The sequence below is a fragment of the Actinacidiphila polyblastidii genome, from assembly GCF_036353415.1.
Classification (GTDB): Bacteria; Actinomycetota; Actinomycetes; order Streptomycetales; family Streptomycetaceae; genus Actinacidiphila; species Actinacidiphila polyblastidii.
In genome coordinates this window covers 76,133-97,932 of record NZ_JAZEWV010000014.1, presented here as the reverse complement: position 1 = coordinate 97,932, position 21,800 = coordinate 76,133, and the positions used below count along the sequence as shown (strand labels likewise).

Sequence of the window (21,800 nt, the reverse complement as noted above, 5' to 3'; positions counted from 1 at the left end):
GCGGTCGGCGCCGGTTCGGAGCTGGGCGTGGTGGGGGAGTCGGTCAGGAGGGGTCCTTCGGTCTGGGGTTGGAGGTGCGGCGGATCACCGGGGGCGGCGGGGTGCGGTGCCGAGAGGGGCTTGGGTCGGGCGTAGCCGAGTTGGCCGAGGTCGGGCGCGAGCTGGGCGTTGCCCAGTGGTTCGGTGACGGGGTTGATGAGGGCAAAGGGGCGGCGAATATGGCGATGGTGTCGGCCTGACGCCGGACCGGCTCGGGGGTGGCCAGGTGAGCGACGACGCGGGTCACCAGCGCGAGGGGTAGATGCGGGTCACTGGGTGCCGGGCGCTCCGTGCGCAGCGTTGAACACGGCCGCTCGCCAGAGGTGCCGTGGTCGACTCCATGGGGGCCACGGTCGCTTCTTTGTTCCCGACTCCCTGACGCCCCGACACGTCCTGTCGGCGCTCCGACCGGCGCCTCCGCTAGGAAGTCGTCTCGTGCGGTGGGCTCGGCAGTCCGTGGTCGGGGGCCGTCGACTGCGGTGTGTAGGTCTGGGATGCATATTTGGCCACCCTGTAGACGAGGTCACGCCCGGTCGGGGTGTCCGGGCCTTCGACGAGGATCACGTGGAAGCGGCCGTCGGCGACCAGCACGGTGTTTTCGGCGTACAGGCTCAGCCCTTTGCCGTCCCTCCAGAAATACGTTCCCTGAGCTCCTTCCCGCCCGTGGATCCGGGCCAGTTTCAAGTCGTAGGCGTTGCTCCAAGTCGAGTTTCGGAATGCGGCCAGTTCTGGTTCCATGAGCTGGTATTCCAACGGGTCGCCGTCCTGAAATCTGGCGGAGTCTTGCCCGGCAACGATCGTCACGCGACAGTCGCCTGCGGTGAACGTGAACGTGGGGCCGGAGGCCGGGCCCCGGCGTTTCCAGCCGCGGGGAAGGTCCACCGTGAACGCCGCCTCAATCACGCGGTCATAACCGGAGGCGGGAGACGGGGCCGTGGAAGCCCGCAGCGACGGGCGGGGACTTCGTCCGGTCACGGTAGCCGAGGGCGTGCTAGAGGAACTGGGATCACTGGCACCGTGCAATATGCTTGCGGCCACCAGCGTGAGGGCCGTCCCGGCCACCGCCGCCGCGATGACCCCGGTTATCAGCTCTTTCCGCGGTCGTCGGGACACACTCCCGGCGACCGCGGGGAGGGCAATCTGAGACTCCCGGGCGTTCGCCGCTTGTTCGGGGGACGGCTGTGCCAACGACCGCAAGACCGCCGCGGCGTCATCGGCGGTCGGCCGACCGGCCGGGTTCCGGTCGAGCAGTGCCATGATGAGCGGGGCGAGGCCGGTTGTCTGCACCGGCCTCGGCATGTCGGCGGTGAGGACCGCGGTGACCGTTGCATGAACCGTCGTACGCCGAAAGGGGGACCATCCCTCAACCATCCGGAAGAGCATGACGCCCAGCGACCACAAATCAGCGGCGGCCCCCGGCCTTGCGCTGCCCATGCGTTCGGGGGCTGTGTACTCCAACGAGCCGACGAACTCCCCTGAGCGTGTCAGCGAACGCTCGCCCTGAATTCGCGCGATTCCGAAGTCCGTCAAGACGACCCTCCCACTGGGCCCGAGCAGTACGTTCGCGGGTTTCACATCACGGTGGAGTACCCCGCGTGCGTGCGCCGCGCCCAGGGCCTCCGCGACCGCTCCCGCGATCCGGGCGGCTTCACCGTCGGATAAGCGCCGTTCCGATTTCAGACGGTCGCCCAAGCTTTCGCCGCGGATGCGTTCCATGACGATCCACGGTCGACCGTCGTGCATGACCACGTCATGGATTGTCACCACTGCCGGGTGGTCGATCCGTGCAGCCGCCCGCGCCTCCCTCATGATCCGTTCAATTCGGGCGGCTGCATCCGGTCCGTCCGCATCGAAATGGGCCTCCTTCAGCGCGACTTCCCGGCCGAACCGTGTGTCGTGGCCGATCCACACCGCGCCCATACCTCCTGAGCCCAGCTTCTCGGCGAGCCGGTAGCGCTTGTCGATAAGCCGGCCGTCAACAGGGGCAGACTCGGGCCTTCTCCGTAAGGACATGCGGGCATGATGCCTCAGCAACGCGCGGCACCGCGCCCGGCGGAGCCGAAATCGCGCCGCTGGCCCGCGACCAGGGCATGGCGCTGGTCCCAAAGTGCACCTTCGCGGCGAGCCGCGTCCCGGTATGGTTCGCCGGATCATCCCGGGCGCCAGGATTCATCAAGGGAATGCTCCGCGCGGACATGGGCATCCAGCCTCTGCGTCGACGAGTTGGTAGCGAAGGGAAGGGCTCTGCGGTCGGGGCACAACCCATGCTGCTGGGCGTGTCACCCGTGGGCCCGGCCGCCCCGCTCTGCAGCAGGGTGTGGAACCTCAGGCGCCCCGGCAACTGCGCTACATGTGAGGCTGGCCCCGAGCGTCGCCAGGCGCTGGCCATCGTCCCCAGTCGCCAAATGCGGTCCGCCTACGCGGCCTTCCCGACGTCCTGCTTGGTGAGGGATTTGGCGATGGCGCGGGAGGTGATGGCCCGGGAGGCGGCGGCGGAGGCCGCGGCCAGGTCCTGCGCGCCGGGTTCGGTGTACCAGGGGCGCAGGGTGAGCATTGCGGCGCGCAGGCCGGTGGCGAACAGCAGCGCGGACCCCTTGGCCAGGGAGCGGATCGCGTCGGGGGGAAGGATCCGCTCCTGCCGCATCGACACCGACGTCGACTTGCCCGAGTCCGAGGTGGAGGTGGAGGTGGTCTCGACGTCGTGGTCGCCGATCAGGCGGGAGAGTTTGTCGGCGAAGTCGGGGTCGTCGATGCCGCTGCCGATCACTTTGATGGTGGCGGCGGACCACATGGCGTCCATGCCGGCGTCGCCCCAGACTTTCTGGCCCTGGCGGTAGGACTGCAGGATCGTGATGGGGATGATCCCGCGGGAGCCGAGGTGGGAGTACAGGTCGGGGAGGTCGCTGATTTTGCAAACGTTGGCGGCCTCGTCGAGGATGCACAGCGCCGGCGGGTCGAGCCGTCCGCCGGCGCGTTCGGCAGCGGTGGTCGCGGTCCGCATCACCGAGTCGGCGCACGCCGCGATCAGCGCGCTCGCGCCGCCGCCGCCGTCCTTCGACAGCAGGTACAGCGTGTCGCGGCTGCCGACGAACTGTTCGGGGTCGAACTCCGCGATGCCGGCCTGCGGGGTGACCCAGGCGGCGATGTCGGTGTTCAGCAGGCAAGCCGCGTACTGGCGGGCGGTCTCGTAGATGCCGTCTCTGGTCTCCGGCGGGCCTTCCACGGTCCCCTTCAACTGGGCCGCGATTGGGCCGAACCGGTGGTCGCGCAGGATGTCCAGCGGGGTGCGGTCCGCGGGGAACGCGAGCCAGGTCATGACGTCGGTGATCGGCCGCCCGTCGTTCGCAGCGGCGAGAAACAACTGGGACAGGACGTTGGATGCGGCTTTGGACCAGAAGTCGCCCTGCTGGGAGGCGTCCACGGACGCGGCCAGGAAGTGCCCGGCCAGCCGTCCGGCGCCTTCCAGGGTGGTGGCGCCGGCCAGGGGGTTCCACCACAGGGCGCGCTGGGCGTGGGCGATCTGCTGCGGATCCATGGTCCAGGTCCGCCCGACGGACGCCCGTGCGTCGAGCGTCGCGGTGTAGGCGTCGCCAGCGGCTTTGTTGCTGGTGAGCAGCACGGCGCCGGGGGCGTTGAGGATGGCGGGGATGGCCAGGCAGGTGGTTTTGCCGGAGCGTGGGGCCATGATCGCGACCGCGACGTCCTCGTACCCCATCCTGACCTCGTGCCGGGTGTCGGCGAGGTTGCCGAGCAGGATCCCGGTCTGGTGCGGGGCCGGCTTCTTCTCGCTCGCGAGGCTGGGGCGCAGGGACCGGGCCTTGGTAGTGATGGCCCGGGCGAGGAGCGGCTGGATGTCGCGGTGCTTCGCCATCCCGGCGACCGCCTTGTTCCGGCCGGTCCCGGTGCCGTTGCGGCGGAGCCACCACCAGCGCCCGGCGACCGCAGTGAGGACGGCGATCAGCAGGCCGGGGGCGATGAACCGGCCGATGAGCAGGGTGGTGTGACCGGCAGTGGGCCAGAGCAGGTTGGGGTGGAGGAGGGCGTCGGCGGGCTGGTAGGGGGCCCAGGGTCCGGAGTGGGTCAGGACGACAGCGCAGTTCCCGCCGAGCCAGGCGGCGTTGGCGGCGGGGACGGCCACCGCGATGGCGCCGATGATGAGCTTGAACAACCAGTCGGTGAGATCCGACGTGCCGGAGGAGGGCGGTGGATTGGAGGGCAGGAACGTTTCTTCCGGAGAGGAGCGGTTGCCGGGGCGGTGCCGGTGTCAGCGGATCGGGTGCGGGCGGGGCACGGCAGGCGGGGCCGGCCGGGCGGGGATTGCCGTGGTCAGGGCGGGACCATCCGGAGCGGCAGGCCCGGGCCCGTGCTCGGGGGCGGATGGCGGTACCGGGTCCTGGTCGAGGGCGGCGGCCAGACCCGGGTCGATGCCGATCCGGATGCCCAGTGCCCGGGCGCCGGCGCGCAGCGTGGTCACGGCGGTGCGGATCGCGGCGGGGTCATCGAGGGTGCCGGGCAGGGTGTAGAGAAAGTCGCCGGGCTGAAGGGTGAGGCCGGCGTGGGTGAGCAGGTCGTGCTCGACGCCGGGCTCCTCTTCGGTGGTCAGGGCGAGCAGGCCGAGCGCGTGGTGCTGGCCGACGGTGATACGGACGGGATCGAGGATGAGTGCTCCCAACTGGGGCGACGGGTGGGTGGTGTGGCGGTGGTGCCTTGTTGAATCGGCGGGCTGCGCGCGCCGGGATTGCGCTCTGAGAGGGCGGCTGTCACTGCCGGGGCCTAGGGTGCGCGGCATGGATTTCGACACCTACACGGTGGTGCTGCTGGTGCTCGCCGCGGATGCGCCGGAGCTGGATGAGGTGGCGTCGGCTGCGTTGCAGGACGCCCACATGGCGCATCTGGCCGAACTTCACGAGGCGGGGCATCTGCTGGCGGCGGGCCCGCTGCTGGGCGGTGACGGTCAAGCGCTGCGCGGCCTGTCGCTCCTGCGGGTGTCTGCGCAGGAGGCGGTGGAGCTGATGGCGCGGGATCCGGCGGTACAGGCGGGCCGTTTCACGCTGACCGTCCTGCCGTGGATGGTTCCCCGCGGTGCCGTCTCCTTCACTGCGGCCCGGTTCCCGCGTTCGATGACCGAGGCGGCCGGAGGGTGACCCCTGGCCCTGGGCTGGCCGGGCCGCTGCGCCGGGTGATGTCACCGGCCGCGGGTATCGGGCCCGGGATGCGGCAGGCCCGGGCCTCGGGGCGGAAGGGGCGCCCCGTCCTGGGTGCGGGTGTGCCCTGCTGACCGGCCGGCCGCGTCGGGGCGTTGGCCGATGGCGGCACGGGCGATCCGGTTCAGGACGTGGCCGCCGTCGGCCCAGTCGCACAGGTAGCTCCACGCTTCGGCGTTGCGTTCTGCCAGCGGCTCGTCGTATGCCTCGGTGCCGGGCCCGGACGTGGGCAGCAGCGCGTCGCATTCGGCCCGCCAGTACGTGTACGTCGTCTCCAGGCCGGTCCGGGCCTGTTCGAGGCGGGTGAGCGTGCCGCGCCAGTGGGACTGCTGCTCGGCTGCGGGCAGCGCGGCAAGCTGGCGTTCGGCGACGGTGAGGAGTTCGCCCATGTGGGGCCGCACCCGCTCGAAAGCATGCCAGGTTTCGGCGTCGCGCCGGCGCTGGCGCAGCCCGTAGGCGTCCTCGTCCAGGGGCCAGCCCTGGGCGTCGGTGTGCTGGTCGGAGTAGTCGTGCCACTGCTGGAGGATGTGGGCGGCGGCCCGGGTGTAGACGGTGAGCCGGTCCAGGAGGAGCCGGTGGTTGGCCGGGTTGATGGAGGTGAGGGCCTTTCTGTGAGAAAAGGTCGGTGCGGGGTTCAGCGCCGGGCTTGCGCCGGGGTGGGCGGTAGCGGTGCGTGGGTGGTCAGTGTCGCTGCGGCTCTGCGTTGTTTGCGGGCGGCGCCGCGCACGGCTTTGAGCCGCTGGCGTTGTTCGTCGGCGAGCTGTTCGCCCTGGACGGTGGTGGGTTCCTGGGTGAGCAGCCCAGGGGTTCGGCAGCCCATGGGAGCCGCGGTAGACCGGCTGGGGGCTCACCAATTGGGCGGCGAACCTTGCGACGAGGTGCGGGGGCGTGCCGGCGGAGAACCATGCCGACCACAGACCCTGTCTCCGAATCCGGTGGCGGGAGTGATATCGGCGGACCAGGTCGGCTGGCCCGCTGCGTCGTCCAGGCCCGGGCGCGGTCCCATACGGGCGTAACCGTCGGGCGAGAGCGCGAATTCGGTGCCCTGGCCGTCGTTATCGCTGTTCCAGCCGGTCGCGGTAAGGATGTCGTGGATTGCGTCCGGGGCGGGGGGCTGGTCAGGGGCGGGTGGCAGGAGGGCGTCGGAGAATCCGGCGAGGATTTCCACGGGGGTGTGGCCGCCGAAGGCGGCGTACCACCCGCAGGCGCGGAACTTCCAGCACGCGCTGGAGGTGTCCGGGGCGGTGGGTTCCAGGGTGAGGTGGACGGCCATGTCGGGGCCGGCCAGCAGCACGTGCGGATAGGTGGGGTCGGAGTGGTTGGTCCAGCCGGCCGCTTGCAGCACCTCGGTCACCCGCCGGGGATCACCGCCCCCCGCGAGATAGCGGGGGGCGGTGGCGAACTGGACGGTGTCCTCGGGTCCGTTGGCGCCGGTGTAGAAATGCTCGCGCATCAGCGCCGCCGCCCGGCCGCATCGCCCGCGCCCCGAGCCGGGTCCGGGGCTGGTGGGGTGGGCGGTTTCCGGGCTGCGGGTGCAGGGCGGCGGGTGACACCGGGAAGCGTGGCCAGACCGGTGACGCTGTCGGCCAGGGTTTCGCTGATGTCGCCCAGGTGCTGGCTGGCCCGCCCCAGGTCCTGCCACAGCTCGGGCGCGCCGCCGTGTCGTTGGGCATAGCGGGACGCCGATGCCAGCAGGTCCGACATGCGGGCCAGGACGCCGTCGTCGGGATCGAGGACCGGTGCAACGAGCAGGGGGGCGGAGACGGTGCCCCTGTCCAGGAGGGCGGTGATCGCTTCCAGCGCCGCCGGGGTCTCGATGATCGCTGCCGGCGGTACCCAGTCCTGCGGCCGGCAAGGCTCTGGCGCGGCGCCTGGTCTGGTTTCGGCCGGTGTACCGGAGGTGGTCAGGCCGTGGAGGAGCTGGGGTGCTCGGTGGAGGTCGGCGGCCTGGGCGTCGAGGTGGTCGGCGCAGGCGCACAGGAGGTGCCACAGCGTGTACGCCGACCGGTCCTGCGTCCGGCCGGTGGCTTCAGCCTGCTGGTCGACGAAGTGGATCGTGGTGTCCAGCAGTGCGCGGACGGCGTCGAGGACGCCGCCTTCGGCCAGCACTTCGGCCAGCAGGCCGGCGGCGTCGGCCGGTTCGGCCCGCGTGATGCGCTCGTTCAGTTCGCGCAGGTGACCGGCGGTGGCCGTCGCGGTTTTATCGGGGGCGGGGTTAGCGGTCAGCGGGTCGTCCTAGGGGAGGTCGGGGACGGAGCCGCCGGTACGGCGGGCGGAGGGAGCGGGGTCGCCGGCAGTGCGTGTCGCGCCTGTTCCGTCGTCGCGCAGAGGTCCGGGTCCGGTAGGGCGCGCAGGGTCTGCGGGGCGTCGCGCAGTTCCTGCGTCTGGTCGTAGAGGTGTTCGGTGGTGTCGGCGAGCTGGTGGTACAGCGCGTATCCGGGCTGGTGCTCGTCCCACTGGTCACCGGGCCTTTGGGCCAGGATCAGGCGGTGGGTGGAGCTGAGGACCTCGTTGACCTCGTCCAGGACGCCGCCTTGGGCGAAGACGCCGGTCAGGAGGTCGGCGGCCTCCTCGGGGTCGGCGTTCTCCAGAGTGGTGGCCAGGCTCCGCAGCGAGGCGGCGATTCCTGCCGCGGTGGTCGGATCGTGCCTTCGCGTCACTGGGCCTCCTCGTGCTCGGGCCGTCGGCGGAGCGGGGGTTGGGAGGTGTTCCGGTGGGCGCGGGCGCGCAGCAGGGCCAGCGGTGTGATGCGGGCGCGAGGCCAGGGCCGGACGGGTGGGGTGGCGGTGTGGTGGGGGTGGGTCATCGTCTCCTTGGCGGGTGGGTGGTGAGGGGCGGGGCTGCCGGGCGCGGTGGTGCGGCGGGACGCGGCGGCAGCGGGACCGCCTGCCGGATCCGGGCCGGGCGCAGGCGGGCGGTGGCGCGGTCACTGGCGGATCGGGCCCAGGCGGCTGCGCGTCCTGCGGCGGTTCGGGTCTGGTTCCAGGCGGTCAGCTGGGAGGGCAGCACCGGGTACGCGGTGGTCGCGGCGTGCGGGGCGGCGGCGAAGGGGATCCGGCCCGGCGGGCGCAGGACCGGCTGGGGGTCGGCGAGGCCGGCGGCGAATGCCTCGACTGCGTGCAGCGGGGTGTGCTCGGAGAACGTGGCGCGCCACAGCGTGACGCTGTGGCCACCGGTGCCGGGTGTGCGGGCGCCGGCCCACCATCTGGTGGTGTCGCCTTCGCGCCGGTACTGCAGGCGCGCGGTGCCGTCGGGGTGGTCGGCGCTGGGGTGTTTGCCCGTGCCGGGCTTCCATCCGCGGGCGGTGGCCTGGCCGAGGACGTCGGGTGCGTGGGCGGGGCGGGGGGCGGCGAGGGCGTCGGTCAGGCCGGCGAGGATCTCCACCGGGACGGCGGCGCCGAGGGTGGCGTTCCAGGCGGGCTGGCCGGGTGGGTTGCCGGAGATGATCCACACCGGCGGGCTGGTGTGGGAGGTGTAGACGGCCCGCACGGACGTGTCGGGGCTTTCGAAGTGGAGCGGTGAGCCGGACCTGGGGGTGCGGTTCTTCCAGCCGGCGCCGGTCAGGTGGGCGGTGATATGGGTGAGGTCGCCGCCGCCGGCCAGGTGCCGGGGCCGGACCAGGTAGTGCTGCTGGGGGACTTCCCTGGCAGCGGCAGGTCCCCAACTGGGCTGTGGCCGGGTCATCGTGTCCGCCTTGCCAGGGCCGGCGTGGCGCTCAGGGCGGGCTGCGCCGCCGGGGGCGCAGGGGCCGGGTTCAGTTCGGCGTCCAGGTTCAGGACGAGGTCGTGCAGGTCGTTGGCGGCCTGCCCGTAGACGCCGGCGCGGGGGTCACCGTGGTGCTGGGCGCGGTAGGAGGCGGTGGCCAGCAGCATCACGACCCGGCCCAGGACACCCTCCTCGGCGGTGGCCGCATCGCGGAGGATCTGGCGGGTTTCGTCGGGACCGGCCGCAGCGAGGTGTTCGGCGAGCCGGTCGATCTGACGCGCGGCATCGTGGGCGAGATCAACGGTGAAGGTGCCTGACGGCAGAGGCGCTCCAATCGTAGAAGCGGAGGCGGGGCGGGTTCTGGTTCAGCGGCTGCGCCGCGGTTCAGCGGTGGGTGTCGGCGGAGGGGCGGCGGGCTGCTGCGGCTCCGGCCGGTTGGCCGGTCGGGCAAGGGCAGCGGCGAGAACCGGTTCGTCCACGACGTCGGGGTCGATGGCTACGCGGTACCCGGCCAGGTGCACCGCGGCGCAGGCCCGGCTGGCGACCTGATGCTGCGCGTCCTCGGGGACCTGGTGCCAGACGTAGAACGGCGCGGCCTCGTGCCGCTGCAGGCCCAGGGTGTCGAGGAGCAGCAGCAGTTCCTCGGGGGCGCCGGTACGGCTGTCGGCGTAGATGACCGGGCTGCCGAAACGCCGGTAGATCTCGACGTCGGTGCCGCATTCATCGGCAGGACTCACAGAAACGGGTCTCCTTTTTCAGTGGAGTGGACCGGACGGGAACGGCCGGTCAGCGGGCCTTCCTGGACGCGTTGGCCGGCCGGGGAGCCGGGGGTCCCGGTACGGCCCGTGCCCGCGCTTCTTCACCGGCTTCGGATCCGGTGTGGTCGTTGAGGTTCGCCACGAGGTCGGTGAGGGTGTCGGCCGCCGCGAAGAGCAGCCGCGACATGTCGTCGATGCCCGCCTTGTGCAGGTGGGTGCCGGCTGCGTTCAGGAGCCGGCCGAGGGCGGCCAGCGGGCTGATCTCCGGGACGATGCTGGTCATCACGATGAAGCCGCCGTTGTTGCGGTCGGCGCGCACCAGGCTCTCGGTGACGCGGTCCAGCAGGTGCGCGGTGTCCAGCGCGAGCAGGGCCGGATACCGGTCGGTGGAGGGCGTCGCGATACCCCGGATACGCGGCGTGGACCCAACCGCAGGCCCGGGTGTGTCCTGACCGGCGCGGGTCCGGGTCTCGATGGCGGCGCTGATGGCCGAGTGGTCGCCGGTCCCGGCGGCCAGGACGCCCGGGTCGATGTTGACGCTCCAGCCCGAAACGGTCAGGGCCGCTGCGGCGTCACCGGCCAGGCGCCGGCCGGCCGGTTCGTCGAGGTGGTCGGGGACCTGGTGCCAGACGCCCCGCGGTTCGGCGCCACAGCGTTGCAGGCCCAGTGCGTCGAGCTGGTCCAGGAGCCGGGCCGGGGCGCCGGACCGGCTTTCAACGTAAATGGTGGTGGCGAACGGGTGGCGGAAGACCTCGACGTCGGTGCCGCAGATATCGGCAAGGGTGGGGACGGTAACTCTCCTTAAACGCAACGGACTTAGGGTGTGTCGATCGGGGGGTTGATCACAGCCTGTGGATGAACCTGTGGACGGTGTCAGTGTTCGGAAGCGACCGCCGCGGGGGCCGGTGCGACCTGGATGTCGAGGGCGGCGCGCAGATCGGCGACCTCCCGGTCCAGCCGAGCGAGGTCGCGGGGTCGGTAGAGGATGCGGCCGGCTCCGGTGACGGTGCCGGCGGTGGCCGGGACGGGCTCGCCGGGGCGGAGGTTGATGGTTGCGGACAGGACGCCGGGGCGCTGCTCGATGGTCTCCGCGGTGGCGGCGCGGGTGACGGTGCCGGGCGGTGCGGCGATCATCACGGCAGTCAGGGCCGGATAGCGGGCTGCGGTGGGCAGGGCGGGCCGCTCGCCTATGGCGAGGGCGGCGAGCGCTGTGGGGACGTCGATGCCGTACATCAGGCCGGTGAGTTCGGTGATGCAGTCGCCGCCCGGGCGTGCGGCGGCTTCTCCGATGTGCAGGCGGCCGTCGGTGGTGCGCAGGATCTCGCAGTGCACGACGCCGGTCTGGGCGCCGAGCGCTGCGGTGGCGCGGCGGGCGAGGTCGGTCACGGCTCGGGCTTCGGGGTGGTCGGGCGGCAGGACGGTATCGTAGGAGGCGGAGCCGACGGTGCGCAGCAGCGGCTGGTCGTACCGCCCGGGGGCCGCCAGCAGGATTTCGCCGTCGTGGGCGAACAGGTCGACGAAGTATTCGTCGGCCAGGTCCAGGAAGGTTTCGACGAGGAAGCCGTCGCGGGCGCCGTGCAGGGAGTCCAGGGCGTGGCCGGCGTGGAAACGCCCGGTAATGTCGGGCACGCGCGAATCGAACGCGCCACCCGCGACAAGCTCCTTCAGATGGGCCTCTGAGCGGACGAGGAAGGTATTCCAAGCGGCGGCGCCCGCGCGGGGCTTTACGATGACCGGCCAGCCCAGGGCCTGAGCAGCTTCGGGGATCTCGTCGCAGGAGTGGACCAGGCGGTGGCCGGCGGCCGGGAGTCCGGCAGCCCGCAGGGCGTTCTTCATCAGGTGCTTGTCGGTATAGCGGTGCGCGGCGTCCACGCGCAGGCCGGGGAGATGGCGCAGGTGGCGCAGGTGGGCGGCGGCGACGATGCACTGCTCGTCGACCGTGGCCACCGCGCCGACCGGAGGCAGGGACGGTACCAGGGCGGTGAGGGCATCCAGGTCGTCCCAGTGGCGGACGGTGTGGACGGCGCGGACACCCGGCGGCGGGTGTGTGGGGCCGGGCGCGGGAGCCAGGAGGGTGATGGTGTGCCCGGCCGCCAGGAGAGCGTTCTCCAGGAGCGGGTTGCCGGTGGCGAGGACGAGGACGTGCAGGGTGTGGGGCCTTTCGAAGCGGGGGTGGCGGCCGGGATCGGCCGACGCTATGCGGGCTGGTGCTGGGCCGGTTCGGCGATGTCCACGCGCCACGCGGTGATGGCGGCCAGCGCCGCCTGTTCGGCGTCCTCAGCGCTGGCCCCTTGGGTGAAGACGTGGGTGGCCAGGGCGATGCTGCCGTGCGGGCCGCCGGCGGTGGCGCCGGGATACAGGTCGGTGTGGGCGTCGATGACGCCCGGCAGACCCAAGATCTCCTTTGCCGGGGTGATGGCGGCGACGGTGCCGGACGGGGTGGCCGCCGACACCCACGCGGTGGTCTGGCCGGAGGTGGAGAGCTGGACCTGGGGGCGGGTGCCGGTGGCCAGGTCGGCGGCGAGTCCGGGCACGTCGATCCGGTGGTGAAGGTTGAGCAGGTGCGGCACGCGCGCCCCGCCGGGACGCAGGCCGATCTCCCCGACCCGCCACACCCCCTCCTGGTCGAGCAGGACTTCCACGTGGGCGAACCCGGTGGACAGGCCCAGGGTGTCGGCGGCGGCGCGGGCCAGCGCCGCGGTCGCGTCGTGCTCGGGGCCGGGCTGGAGAAGGACGGAGCCGACCAGGGGGCTGCCGAGGACCGGGGCGACGTAGCGGGCCGGCACGGCGTACAGCTCCCGGCCGTGATCGCGCAGGATCTCGATGTGGTACTCGGCCCGTACTCGGACCAGGGCTTCGGCCACCAGTCCGCCGGGGATCTCGTCGGCCGGGCGGTGCAGTCCGGATGCGGTCATCGATGCCGACAGACCGGCCGCGCCGGCGAACGCTCCGGTGGCGAGGAGTTCGGCCAGGTGGGTTCGGTCGCGGACGACGTGGGTGCCCAGCGTCCCGAATCCGCGGCGGGGTTTGACCACCACCGGCCATCCCAGGTGCCGGTCGGCTGCGTCCGCGGCGCCGGTCACGGCGCTGATCCGGCGGTGGGCGGCGACGGGCACACCGGCCCGCACGAGGAGGTCTTTCTGGACGGCCTTGTCGGTGGCGGCGACGGCCTGGGCCCAGGTGAGGCCGCCGCCGGTCTGCAGCAGGCCGCGCAGCAGGGCGGCCGGGCGCAGGCACGGCTCGTCGGCGCTCTCCACCGCGCGCACCGGCAACTCGCTCAGCGCGTCGGCCAGCCGGACCAGCTGGCCGAGATTGTCCCAGTCCGATACCGCCCGTACCTCGTACCGGCCTGCGGCCAGCGCGCGCCGCTCAGCCAGGACAGCTTCGGGCACCACGGCCAGGACTCGCTCACCCCGGGCGGCCAGGGACTCTTCCAGCGTGCTGCGCAGGGCGGAGACGACAACGATCAACAAGAACTCCAGGTGATGCGGGGAAGGTGGGGGCGGGACCGGCGGCTTGCCGGATCCAGGGCTTTCTGGCACTACCGGGTGCTGTCCGGTCACCGGCGCGCGAGACCCGGTGACATGTCGCCCGCGACGGGCGGGGGCGGCCCGGCGGCGTGGCGGGGTGTGGCCGGGGGTTCGGTGAGTATCTGCGCGACACCGTGGAGGTCTTCTTGAATGCCCTGCAGGCGGCGGGCGATCCACTCCAGGCGGTGTTCCGCATCGCCTGCGGCGGGTCCGGTTTGCGCTGCGGCCCAGGCCGCTGCGGTTTCGGCGAAGCGCCGAAGGCGAGGAAGGTCTCCGAGGCGGTCGTCGGTGATCGCGCTGATCAGGCCGGCAAGCTGTGCGGGCCGGCGGGCGTCGGTGATCTGCCCGGTCAGCAGGGCCGTGCCCGTGGGCACGGCATCAGGACCCGGCGCGCCCTCGGTGTCCTGGTAGAGGTCGGGGTCGAGCAGGACACTGACGCCGATGGAGCGCAGGGCGCCCACCAGTTCGGCAGCGCGCCGCTTGGCCTCGTCGGTGGGTGTGCCGGCGGGAAGGACGTACGTCTGGTCGTCCTGGATAGTGAAGCCCGCGTCTTCCACGTCCGCCCTCACCTGGGTGCGGTGGGTGTGCACGGTGACGGTGATGCCGCGCTCGGCTTCCAGGCGCATGGTGACATCCGGGTGGCGGGAGCCGCCCTCCCCGGGGCGGGTGGATTCCAGGTCCATCCAGTCTTCGATGTCGTGGGCCGCGTCCGCGAGTGCCTGGTGGAGTTGCCGGGACAGGTGCGTCCAGGTGCCGTTCGAGTCGTTGATCAGATTGGCAATCAAGTCGACCCGGTCGGAAGCGGACTGGATCGCCACCCACCGGCAGTTGCCGAAGCCGTCGCTGTCGATGATCCCCGCGGTCCAGGCCAGATGCTGGACGATCATCGCCAAGTCCTCGGCCGTTAGCGTCCGGTCGTCAGGATGCAGTCGCACCTGGAGGTGGAACACCGCGGCGCGGTCGTTGCCCGGGCCAACGGCGAACGGGTACTCGATCAGGGGGACTTCGAAGTACTGGACCCAGTTCTCGGCCAGCCACACGGTGTGCCGGTCACCGAAGACCTCATCAAGCGTCGGCCAGTGGCCGATGACCCTCTCGCCGAGGGGAAGCTCCGGGCGGGCGTCTGGTCCGAGCGCCGCGGTGAAGAATGCGCCGGCGCGGGTCGTCCGGGTGCTGACGGAGCAGATCAAGCGGTCAGCCCTTCATCGTACGAACGCGGTGAAGGGGTGAGATCCACTGCCGTGGTGATCAGGGTGCGTTCGCGTACCAGGTCGGCGTGGACGGCCGGATCACCCGCGGGCAGCGCCTCGATGGCTTCGTCAATCACCGACAGCGCCTGCCGGTGGCGGCCGAGCTGGCGCAGCGCCCCGGCCGTTCGCATCAGCGCGACCGGGTCCGCTGTCCGGGACAGCACGGGGAGTCCGGTGAGGTGGAGGATCCTTTCGGCGCGGCCGGGCAGCAGGTGCCCGAGCCACAGGCCCTGCAGCACCACGTGCAGCACCTCCCGCGAAGTCGCTGCTTCGTTCTCGGTGAGCAGGTCGTCCAGCATGCCGAGGCCGGCCGGCTGCGACCGGCCCAGGACGGCGAACACCTCGTGTGCCCGTATATAGGGGTCGGCGTGTTCGGCGCCCGGCGGGTCGAGGGCCTGGAAGACGGTCCGGATCGCACCGCAGCGGAAGTCGAAGCGCAGCGCGCTGAAGTACAGGTGCCACCAGGTCCGGTGCACCGGCGCGGACATGTCGGCGCCCGGTACGGGCCGGTGTTCCAGGTCGTTGAGCACATCGTGTCCGGTGCGGCGGGCGTGCCAGGCGGCGTTGCTGCACACCTGGGCGGACTCCTGCCAGGTCGCCCCGGTCAGCTGCAGCCCGCGGTTGAGCGGGCCGGTCCAGTCCTCGCCCTGGTCGATTCGGCGCCTGGCCGCGGCGCGCAGCGCGTCGAGTTTCGCCGCCCTGGCCGCGACGGTCATGGGCACGGTCATCGGCTGCTGCCGAGGTCGGCGGTGTGGACGAGCTGGTCGAGCGCGGTCTGGTAGTACCAGCCGCCGTCCACGGACCTTTCGGTGTCCGGCATCTTGGGCAGCAGATGGTCGGACAGCGCGCGGAAGAAGCTGGTGCAGTCGGGGCAGTACCGGCCGGTGTGGATCATGTAGCGGGGGTGGGCGGTGATGTAGGAGTGCTCGCCGCCGCGCGGGTTGCGCAGCCGCCACCCGTCCTCATTGGTCGGGGTGTGCCAGGAGGAGGCGACCACGGTCACCTCCTCGCCGACCAGCTCGCCCTTGAAGGCGCCCTTGATGATGGCGATCTGGTCGCCGGGCGTGAAGTGCTGGTGGGTGATGTGCCGTTGTGGGGTGAGGGTGTCTGCCGGCGGGCGGGGCGGGGAGGGAAACGAAGTCAGCGGTAGTCCTTCGACGGTTGTCCGGCGGCGCCGGTGGCGAGGGTGCCGGTGCCGGTTATCGGTAGGGGTTTTCGGTGGTGCGGTCGGCGTCGGTGGCCGCGGCCAGCAGCTCGGGCAGGTCGCCGGGATCGGCCTCCCGTTGGTCGATCCACCATCCGGCGCGGTCGACCAGCCGGGCGGCTTCCTCGACCGCGGCCCACTGCTGCTCGTCGAACTCGCCTTCGGCGACCAGGGCCTGGTAGGCGGTGGTGACGAGCTGGTGGCGGCAGCGCTGACCCCAGGCGACGGCCTTGTCGGATCCGGCCAGCGGCGGCATGTCGTACTGGGACGCCCAGGCGTCGGCGTCGGCCTGTTCCTGCTCGCGGCGGCCTGCGAGCCATTCCTGCGTGCCGGCGGCGTCGGCCTGGTGGGCGGTGCGCCAGCAGTCGGTGCAGGCGCGGGCTTCCAGCCAGCGGGCGTATCCGGCGCGCTCGTCGGCCCGCCGGGCGGACAGGTCATGGTCCAGTTGGTGGCCACATTGATGATCAACAGTCCAGGTGGTGCGGACGGCCAAGTCGGTTCTCCTTTAGCGGTGTTCGGGGTGTCCGGGTCTCATGTGACGCCGGGAGGCAAGGTGTACGGCGGTGGTGAAGGCGGCGCCGAGGGCGGGGAGTGCCGCGGTGGTGTGCGGGTGGTGGGTGGTGGTGAGGCCGGCGAGGGCGGTGCCGGCGGCTTGGCCGGTGCCGACGGCGGCGATCAGCCACGCGTACGCCTCGGTCACCATGCCGGGCGCGCTGAGCGCTTCGGTGGTAAGGAACGCGCTGGTGATCAGCGGGGTCAGGACCGCGCCCGGGACCAGGACGGCCACCACGGCGGCCCAGGGAGAGGGTTCGGCCAGCAGCGGCAGCCAGCTCGCCGCGAAGGCCATTGATATCTTTCGCAGTTGCGCGGCGGGAGTGCCGGGAAGTGCCCGGTGTGCCAGGAGCGCTCCGGCGGCGACGCTCCCGACCGACAGGGCGGCGGGCACGGTGCCGGCCAGCCACGGTGTGTTGTGCCGGTCGGCGGCCGAGACGGCCCAGACGGTCAGGGCGCCCAGGGCGAAGCCGGTGCCGGTCAGCGCGGTGAACAGCCGGCGCAGACCGGAGTGGTGCAACGGGCCGAGCAGCGAAGCCCGCCGGCCGATGGGCTGCCAGGTGCGTGAAGGCCCGGAACTGAGGACGACCGCCGCGCCCACGAGCCCCGCCAGTGCCCCCGCGACCAGGGCGGTGGCAGGGTTAGAGGTGTGGGCGAGCGCGACGGCCAGTGGTGGTCCGGCGATGTAGATCAGGCCCTGGCTGCCGGTGTCGACCGCCAGCGCGGTCCGCCGCTGCTAGGGGTCGGGCAGGACGGACGGCCACAGGGCCCGCAGCCCCGCCTCCAGCGGCGGTGTGGTCAGGCCCGCGAGGACCACCAGCGCGTTCGCGGCGGCTGGTTGGCCGGCATCGAGGGCGGCCGGCAGGGCCAGCAGCGCCGTTGTGGTGCCGTGGCGCTGCCGGTGACCAGGGTCTTGGCCGTGCCGGTCGACGAGGCGGCCCAGCAGCGGCTGCCCGACGGCGGAGGCGATGCCGTAGAGCGCGCACAGGGCTCCGGCATGTGCAAGCGTGCCGCCGTCGTGCTGGACGAGGAGCAGGACCGCCAGCGGGGCCATGCCGTTGGGCAGCCGGCCGAGCAGAGTTCCGCCCAGCAGACGCAGGACGTGGTCACAGTGCAGGGCAGCCGCAGTGCCCGGGTCACCGGCGGTGGCCGGGGAAGACCGGCCGGGGCGGCTCACGGCGATCCTCCCGGCGGGCCGGGGAGGAGGGGCAGCAGGCCGCGTACGGTCGCTTGCGCGAGGGCGGCCAGCGTGAACGAGTCAGTGATCCGCCCGCCCCGCATCATCACGGCGAGCTGCGCGGGAGTGACCGCGCGGATCCCGGTGATCCCTTCCCGCCGGGCGCCCCGGCTCGGACCGGCGGGGAGTTCGTTGTCGGTGAGGCGGCCCAGGAACAGCACGGTGCGATGGGCAAGGATCCCGGTGTCGGCATACAGGTCTCCCAGGCAGGACAACTCGCCCATGGGCATACCGAGTTCCTCGTGCACCTCACGTCGGGCGGTGGATTCCGCGTCCTCGCCGTCCTCGCCCCCGCCGCGGGGGATCTCCAGATGCCAGCGGCGGGTGGCGTGCCGGAAGTGGTCCAGCAAGGCGATCCGCCCGTCGGGCAGCACCGGCAGGACCGCCACCCCCGTGGGGCCAGGGGTGCTCAGCACGCGCAGATACGTTCCGGGGGTCCCGTCGAGGAAGCGGACCGGATCGCGCAGGACCGTGAGGTACCGGTCCCGGTACACCACGCCGTCAGTGCTGCTCGCGGCCGGTGTGCCGCAGGAGCAGGCTGATCGCGCAGCCGACGGCGCGGTCGTACCGCTGGTGCCGCCGGTCAGGACGATGGGCGCTCCGGGAGCGTTGCGGAACAGCTCCGGCCGCTCGCTGTGAAGGCGCCGGTAGGCGGTATCGGTCGTAGTGGTCACTTCCTGCGTCCGCTGGCCACGGGCATATTGCAGCCTGCCCGGGGCGGTGAGGTGGTCTGCAGCGCCGGACCGGGCGGCATGGCCACGTGCCGCGGGTGCGGAACCCGGTACGGCGGCAGGATCGCGACCTGGGCGCTGAGTTCCTCTCCGGCGGCGGCCAGTTCTCCGGTGAGGGCGTGGGCCTGGGCAGCCAGCACGCTCAGGCGGGCGGCGGTCATGCGGCCCTGAACGGTGTCGAGGGCGCCGGCGAACTCCGCGCACACGCGCAAAAAGCTGGCGAGTTGCGGGAGCTGCCCGCCGTCGTCGACAACCTCGGCGATGGAGCGGGAGACGTCCCCGGTGTGCGCGGAGGTGAGCACGTCCCGGATGAGGATGCCGAATTCGCTGTCGGGCTGGGGCTGCTCGGAGCGCCAGGGTGCGTCGGGCCGCAGCACTCCGGCGGGAACCGGGGGCGGACTGGCCCGGCCTGCTTCGTACTCGTTCTCGTACTGTCCCAGGGCGGTGATGTCGCCGGTGGGGTCTACGGTCAGTGCTACGACGGTGGAGTCGTCGTGCTCGGTGAGGTGGGCCAGGGTGATCAGGCGGCCGGCCGCGTCGTACCAGGACTCGAATGGCTCCAGTTCCCCGCGGTCGCGGGCCGCCAGCGCCAGCGAGGTCAACTTTTCCCGCTCGGGCACCGGCAGTACCGGAATGGCAGCGGCGCGATGCTGGCCGACCAGGTCGCGGACGATGAGCGCGTGCTCGGCCCAGGTGGTCAGGTACGACCAGAGCTGCGCGTCGGCGCGGCTGCTGGGGCTGGCGGCGAAGTGGTGGTGGATGCGTTCAGTGGCGTGGTCCAGGTCATCCAGCAGCAGCCGCCACCCGGCGTGGTGGCGGGCGGGCGGCATCGCGTCGAGACCCTGGTGGGCGAGCCGGAGCAGGCCGGCGGCGTGCGGGAGCAGATGGGCGGTGAAGGCGTCGGTCACCTGGCGGTTGCGGTGCTCGACAGCGCTGCGGGCGGCTGCCGGCTCGGTGATCTCACCGTAGGCTCGGGGCAGTTGCCGCAGCGTGGTGGCGCAGGCCAGGTGTTCGACGCGATAGCGCACCGCGAAGGCTGTGAGGTGGTTCAGCAACTCAGTGGCCGGGGTCGGATCGTGGGGAATGCGGGGCCCTCCATGGGTGGGTGGCGTGGTCAGGAAATGGTGCCGCGGTGTTTGCCGGGCGGTCCGCCTAGAGGGGCGGGTGGAAGCGCGCGTGGTGTCGCCGGCCGACCGGCGGTGGGCGGGTGCCGGTGGGCGAGGTCGACCAGGGCCGGTCCGTGTTCGAGCCAGGCGGTCAGCGCCGGCCGGGCGTCGGCGGTGCGCTGGGCTGCGGCCTGGGCATAGGTCGTCCCGGCCAGGGCGTTGTCGCCCTCGCGCACGCGGCGCACGGTGTCCAGCCACTCGCTGTGAACACGGCGGCCGTGCCGGAGCGCTTCGCGCAAGGCGGGCAATACGGGCTGTTCGGCCGGCCGCAGGCGCGCGGCGACGGTGTCCAGGTGGTCCAGCAGGTGGGGTCCGTGGAGGAGGAAGGACCGGAAGTCGTCCCACAGCGCCTCGTGGTGGGCGTGTTCGAGTCGGCCGAGGATGACCGCGCCGAGCCCGGTCCCGTCGTCCGGCGGCCATGTTCCGCGGACCAGGACGCGGGCGATCTCGGCGGACAGCGCACGGTCAAGCCGGTCTCCGACTTCCTCGACGCGGCGCTGGTGCACGGCCTGGTGGTAGGCGGGCAGCAGGGCTGTGGTGATCGCCTGCGCGGCCAGGGCGGGATCAGCGGGCACGGTCAGGGAGGGCGGGGCGGCCGGGTCGCCGGCGAACGGCTGGTCAAGGCCGCCCGGGGCGAGCGCGCCGACCAGCAGTTCGCCGTCGGTGCCCGGCTTGTCCACCACGAAAAGCTGAGTGCCCCGGGCGTCGGTGAGCACCGATCCGAAGGGGATGCGCTCGCTTCGCACGGCGTCGATCAGGCCGCCGGAGTCCCACAGGCACCCATCGAGGTCCTGCTGCCAGACGGGCATGGCGTAGACCTCGATCCTCGACCGCCAAACTCCCGGCAGACCTGCGGCGATTCGGTCGGTGGTGTCGCCCAGCCAGACCCGGCTGCTGGCGGTCAGCGTCATGTCCTGGTCGGCGGCCAGCCGGGTCAGGTCAGTAAGTGCCCGGCGGGCTGTACCCGCGTCCGCGGTGGCCAGGGTGCTGGTGCCGTCCTCACGCCGGGTGAACCCGGCGGTGACCAGGAGCGTTGCCGCTTCCTGGTAGCGGGTGCCGGTGGTGACGGCGACGATCCCGGTGCGGGCGCTGAAGGCGAGGGTGATCTGGGTCCCGGCCGGCAGCATATTGCTGCTCACCGGCCCCCCGGCCCGCGGTTGCGTCCCCACCCGCCAAGCGAGCCTGGTGGAATCGGGGTGCCTGGTGTGGTGGCGGTGCGGTTCGTGGTGAGCAGGGGCACCAGGTCGGGCCGCGCGAACGCGCCGACGGGGCGGGTGAACGGCTCGGGATCCAGGAAGGTGGTGAGGAAGGCGCCGGTAACCACTGCCGGTATCTCGTGAGAGAACCCGGCCCACCAGATCACCTCCGTGCCCCCAGGGATGGCGAGGGTGGCGGCGGCCATCATCAGGGTGTCCTCGCCGCCGGCGAGCAGCGGTGCTGTGGAGCCCCGGTCGCGGAGGTATGCCAGGGCGCGGGTGCCGCGGTGGCGGGTCTCCCATTCCACCAGGTTGAGGTCGGCGTGGTAGTCCCAGCCGGCGATGCCGGGCCCGGGCAGGGCGACGAGTCGGCCGTCGCGCGGCAGGTTGTAGAGCACGTAGTCGGGGTCGCGCAGTAGCTCGGCGCTCAGGACGGTGGTCATCGCGGCAAGGAACTCGACCGGCAGGTCGCCGCCGAGGGTGGCCTTCCACCGTGCGGGCCGGGCGGGGTGGGTGCGGGCGCTGAGGAACAGGTGCGCGGCGTCGGGGTTGTCGGGGCGGTCGGCGAGAGCGGTGACCAGTCCGCACGGGCTGGTCGCGGCCGTGACGGTTGCGTTGGCCTGCAGTGTCCATGCCGCGGTCTTCGCCAGGTGGACCAGGTGGGCGTGGTGGTCCTCGACCGTGCTGGCGGCCAGGTAGCGCGGAGCAATGCTCAGCATGGCGTTGTTCATCGGCGGGCTCCCGCGGCGTTCGGTGTGGCCGCGGGCGTCGGGACGCCGGTGAAGAGGGTGGCCGGGGTGAGGTGGTGCGGTGAGGGGGGCGGGCCCAGCAGGGCGGTGAACGCGGCGTAGTACCGCGGCAGGAGCCGGGATCTGACCTGGTGAGCGGCCTTGGCGGGGTGAGAGGTGACGGCGATGCCGTGCGGGGTCAGTGGCACGTCGTCGCGTCCGGTGATGTCGATGCCCAATGGGTGCAGGGCACCGACGAAGAACTGCCCGGGCCTGGTGGGGCGGTCGATGATCAGGAGCTGGGTGAAGTCGTTCGCGGTCAGCAGCGCCCCGCGGGGCAGGTAGTAGGTGAAGATGACGTGGTCCATGGCGGCGTGGTCCCACAGGAAGTCCGTCACCCGTTGGCGCTCGGCCTGGTTGGACCAGTCCAGATCCGAACTCGTCCAGGTACCGGGCAGCCGTGCGGCGAGGCCGGTCGCGAGGCGGGACATGCGGTCGGC

The 21,800-nt window shown here is 72.2% G+C and carries 26 protein-coding genes; 2 read left to right on the top strand and 24 right to left on the bottom strand.

Annotated features, from left to right (window positions below; all coding sequences use genetic code 11):
• Positions 1–459: 459 nt before the first annotated feature.
• The 3 genes from V2S66_RS18960 to V2S66_RS18950 form a co-directional block, all read right to left on the bottom strand.
• Complete coding sequence (locus V2S66_RS18960; RefSeq protein ID WP_330796986.1) at positions 460–2,052, bottom strand: serine/threonine-protein kinase; 1,593 nt, start codon at positions 2,050–2,052, stop codon at positions 460–462.
• A gap of 403 nt (positions 2,053–2,455) precedes the next feature.
• Complete coding sequence (locus V2S66_RS18955) at positions 2,456–4,207, bottom strand: type IV secretory system conjugative DNA transfer family protein (RefSeq protein WP_330796984.1); 1,752 nt, start codon at positions 4,205–4,207, stop codon at positions 2,456–2,458.
• A 96-nt stretch (positions 4,208–4,303) separates the two neighbouring features.
• Complete coding sequence (locus V2S66_RS18950) at positions 4,304–4,711, bottom strand: hypothetical protein (protein ID WP_330796982.1); 408 nt, start codon at positions 4,709–4,711, stop codon at positions 4,304–4,306.
• 115 nt (positions 4,712–4,826) lie between these two features.
• On the opposite strand from V2S66_RS18950, the gene V2S66_RS18945 reads away from it, so the two are divergent.
• Positions 4,827–5,183, top strand: a complete 357-nt coding sequence (locus V2S66_RS18945; protein ID WP_330796979.1) for a YciI family protein — start codon at positions 4,827–4,829, stop codon at positions 5,181–5,183.
• Positions 5,184–5,224: 41 nt separating this feature from the next.
• Here V2S66_RS18945 and V2S66_RS18940 read toward each other — a convergent pair whose 3' ends face one another.
• The 6 genes from V2S66_RS18940 to V2S66_RS18915 form a co-directional block, all read right to left on the bottom strand.
• On the bottom strand, positions 5,225–6,160 hold the full coding sequence (locus V2S66_RS18940; RefSeq protein WP_413966428.1) for a hypothetical protein: 936 nt from the start codon (positions 6,158–6,160) through the stop codon (positions 5,225–5,227).
• Positions 6,091–6,696, bottom strand: a complete 606-nt coding sequence (locus V2S66_RS18935) for an SPDY domain-containing protein (RefSeq protein ID WP_330796975.1) — start codon at positions 6,694–6,696, stop codon at positions 6,091–6,093. The genes V2S66_RS18940 and V2S66_RS18935 overlap by 70 nt, the downstream gene beginning before the upstream one ends.
• Positions 6,696–7,352, bottom strand: coding sequence for a hypothetical protein (locus tag V2S66_RS18930; RefSeq protein WP_330796973.1), 657 nt, complete (start codon positions 7,350–7,352; stop codon positions 6,696–6,698). Before V2S66_RS18930 ends, V2S66_RS18935 begins: the two co-directional genes overlap by 1 nt.
• A 113-nt stretch (positions 7,353–7,465) precedes the next feature.
• The gene (locus V2S66_RS18925) at positions 7,466–7,903 is read right to left on the bottom strand and encodes a hypothetical protein (protein ID WP_330796972.1); all 438 of its coding nucleotides are present in this window, start codon (positions 7,901–7,903) and stop codon (positions 7,466–7,468) included.
• On the bottom strand, positions 7,900–8,049 hold the full coding sequence (locus V2S66_RS18920) for a hypothetical protein (protein ID WP_330796970.1): 150 nt from the start codon (positions 8,047–8,049) through the stop codon (positions 7,900–7,902). The genes V2S66_RS18925 and V2S66_RS18920 overlap by 4 nt, the downstream gene beginning before the upstream one ends.
• On the bottom strand, positions 8,046–8,927 hold the full coding sequence (locus V2S66_RS18915) for an SPDY domain-containing protein (protein ID WP_330796969.1): 882 nt from the start codon (positions 8,925–8,927) through the stop codon (positions 8,046–8,048). The genes V2S66_RS18920 and V2S66_RS18915 overlap by 4 nt, the downstream gene beginning before the upstream one ends.
• 101 nt (positions 8,928–9,028) lie before the next feature.
• Between V2S66_RS18915 and V2S66_RS18910 the strand changes: the two genes are divergently transcribed.
• The gene (locus V2S66_RS18910; protein WP_330796968.1) at positions 9,029–9,265 is read left to right on the top strand and encodes a hypothetical protein; all 237 of its coding nucleotides are present in this window, start codon (positions 9,029–9,031) and stop codon (positions 9,263–9,265) included.
• A 48-nt stretch (positions 9,266–9,313) separates the two neighbouring features.
• On the opposite strand, the gene V2S66_RS18905 is transcribed toward V2S66_RS18910, so the two are convergent.
• From V2S66_RS18905 to V2S66_RS18835, 15 genes are all read right to left on the bottom strand, one after another.
• Positions 9,314–9,685 carry a hypothetical protein gene (locus V2S66_RS18905; protein ID WP_330796966.1) on the bottom strand — a complete coding sequence of 124 codons (372 nt, stop codon included), beginning with the start codon at positions 9,683–9,685 and terminating at the stop codon, positions 9,314–9,316.
• A 49-nt stretch (positions 9,686–9,734) separates the two neighbouring features.
• The gene (locus V2S66_RS18900; RefSeq protein WP_330796964.1) at positions 9,735–10,517 is read right to left on the bottom strand and encodes a hypothetical protein; all 783 of its coding nucleotides are present in this window, start codon (positions 10,515–10,517) and stop codon (positions 9,735–9,737) included.
• Positions 10,518–10,579: 62 nt separating this feature from the next.
• The gene (locus V2S66_RS18895; protein ID WP_330796962.1) at positions 10,580–11,947 is read right to left on the bottom strand and encodes an ATP-grasp domain-containing protein; all 1,368 of its coding nucleotides are present in this window, start codon (positions 11,945–11,947) and stop codon (positions 10,580–10,582) included.
• Complete coding sequence (locus V2S66_RS18890; RefSeq protein ID WP_330796961.1) at positions 11,902–13,176, bottom strand: ATP-binding protein; 1,275 nt, start codon at positions 13,174–13,176, stop codon at positions 11,902–11,904. The genes V2S66_RS18895 and V2S66_RS18890 overlap by 46 nt, the downstream gene beginning before the upstream one ends.
• An 89-nt stretch (positions 13,177–13,265) precedes the next feature.
• Complete coding sequence (locus V2S66_RS18885) at positions 13,266–14,426, bottom strand: hypothetical protein (RefSeq protein WP_330796959.1); 1,161 nt, start codon at positions 14,424–14,426, stop codon at positions 13,266–13,268.
• Positions 14,423–15,214, bottom strand: coding sequence for a hypothetical protein (locus V2S66_RS18880; RefSeq protein ID WP_330796957.1), 792 nt, complete (start codon positions 15,212–15,214; stop codon positions 14,423–14,425). The genes V2S66_RS18885 and V2S66_RS18880 overlap by 4 nt, the downstream gene beginning before the upstream one ends.
• Positions 15,211–15,483: a hypothetical protein gene (locus V2S66_RS18875; RefSeq protein WP_330796956.1), complete on the bottom strand. Its 273-nt coding sequence runs from the start codon at positions 15,481–15,483 to the stop codon at positions 15,211–15,213. The genes V2S66_RS18880 and V2S66_RS18875 overlap by 4 nt, the downstream gene beginning before the upstream one ends.
• Positions 15,484–15,685: 202 nt before the next feature.
• Positions 15,686–16,183: a hypothetical protein gene (locus V2S66_RS18870; protein ID WP_330796954.1), complete on the bottom strand. Its 498-nt coding sequence runs from the start codon at positions 16,181–16,183 to the stop codon at positions 15,686–15,688.
• A 12-nt stretch (positions 16,184–16,195) separates the two neighbouring features.
• On the bottom strand, positions 16,196–16,762 hold the full coding sequence (locus V2S66_RS18865; protein WP_330796952.1) for a hypothetical protein: 567 nt from the start codon (positions 16,760–16,762) through the stop codon (positions 16,196–16,198).
• Between the two features lie 216 nt (positions 16,763–16,978).
• Positions 16,979–17,419, bottom strand: coding sequence for a hypothetical protein (locus tag V2S66_RS18860; protein ID WP_330796950.1), 441 nt, complete (start codon positions 17,417–17,419; stop codon positions 16,979–16,981).
• Positions 17,416–18,153: an NUDIX hydrolase gene (locus V2S66_RS18855; RefSeq protein ID WP_330796948.1), complete on the bottom strand. Its 738-nt coding sequence runs from the start codon at positions 18,151–18,153 to the stop codon at positions 17,416–17,418. The genes V2S66_RS18860 and V2S66_RS18855 overlap by 4 nt, the downstream gene beginning before the upstream one ends.
• Entirely contained in the window at positions 18,150–19,238 is a 1,089-nt protein-coding gene (locus V2S66_RS18850; protein ID WP_330796947.1) for a hypothetical protein, read from the bottom strand. The genes V2S66_RS18855 and V2S66_RS18850 overlap by 4 nt, the downstream gene beginning before the upstream one ends.
• 86 nt (positions 19,239–19,324) lie before the next feature.
• On the bottom strand, positions 19,325–20,515 hold the full coding sequence (locus V2S66_RS18845; protein WP_330796945.1) for a hypothetical protein: 1,191 nt from the start codon (positions 20,513–20,515) through the stop codon (positions 19,325–19,327).
• On the bottom strand, positions 20,512–21,303 hold the full coding sequence (locus V2S66_RS18840; protein ID WP_330796943.1) for a DUF317 domain-containing protein: 792 nt from the start codon (positions 21,301–21,303) through the stop codon (positions 20,512–20,514). The genes V2S66_RS18845 and V2S66_RS18840 overlap by 4 nt, the downstream gene beginning before the upstream one ends.
• Positions 21,300–21,791, bottom strand: a complete 492-nt coding sequence (locus V2S66_RS18835) for a hypothetical protein (protein WP_330796941.1) — start codon at positions 21,789–21,791, stop codon at positions 21,300–21,302. Before V2S66_RS18835 ends, V2S66_RS18840 begins: the two co-directional genes overlap by 4 nt.
• Positions 21,792–21,800: the final 9 nt, after the last annotated feature.

Bases quoted from the DNA above. Each gene is read 5' to 3' on its own strand.
- V2S66_RS18960 (WP_330796986.1), bottom strand. From the start codon at position 2,052: ATGTCCTTACGGAGAAGGCCCGAGTCTGCCCCTGTTGACGGCCGGCTT.
- V2S66_RS18945 (WP_330796979.1), top strand. From the start codon at position 4,827: ATGGATTTCGACACCTACACGGTGGTGCTGCTGGTGCTCGCCGCGGAT.
- V2S66_RS18935 (WP_330796975.1), bottom strand. From the start codon at position 6,696: ATGCGCGAGCATTTCTACACCGGCGCCAACGGACCCGAGGACACCGTC.
- V2S66_RS18920 (WP_330796970.1), bottom strand. From the start codon at position 8,049: ATGACCCACCCCCACCACACCGCCACCCCACCCGTCCGGCCCTGGCCT.
- V2S66_RS18915 (WP_330796969.1), bottom strand. From the start codon at position 8,927: ATGACCCGGCCACAGCCCAGTTGGGGACCTGCCGCTGCCAGGGAAGTC.
- V2S66_RS18880 (WP_330796957.1), bottom strand. From the start codon at position 15,214: ATGACCGTGCCCATGACCGTCGCGGCCAGGGCGGCGAAACTCGACGCG.
- V2S66_RS18840 (WP_330796943.1), bottom strand. From the start codon at position 21,303: ATGAACAACGCCATGCTGAGCATTGCTCCGCGCTACCTGGCCGCCAGC.
- V2S66_RS18835 (WP_330796941.1), bottom strand. From the start codon at position 21,791: ATGTCCCGCCTCGCGACCGGCCTCGCCGCACGGCTGCCCGGTACCTGG.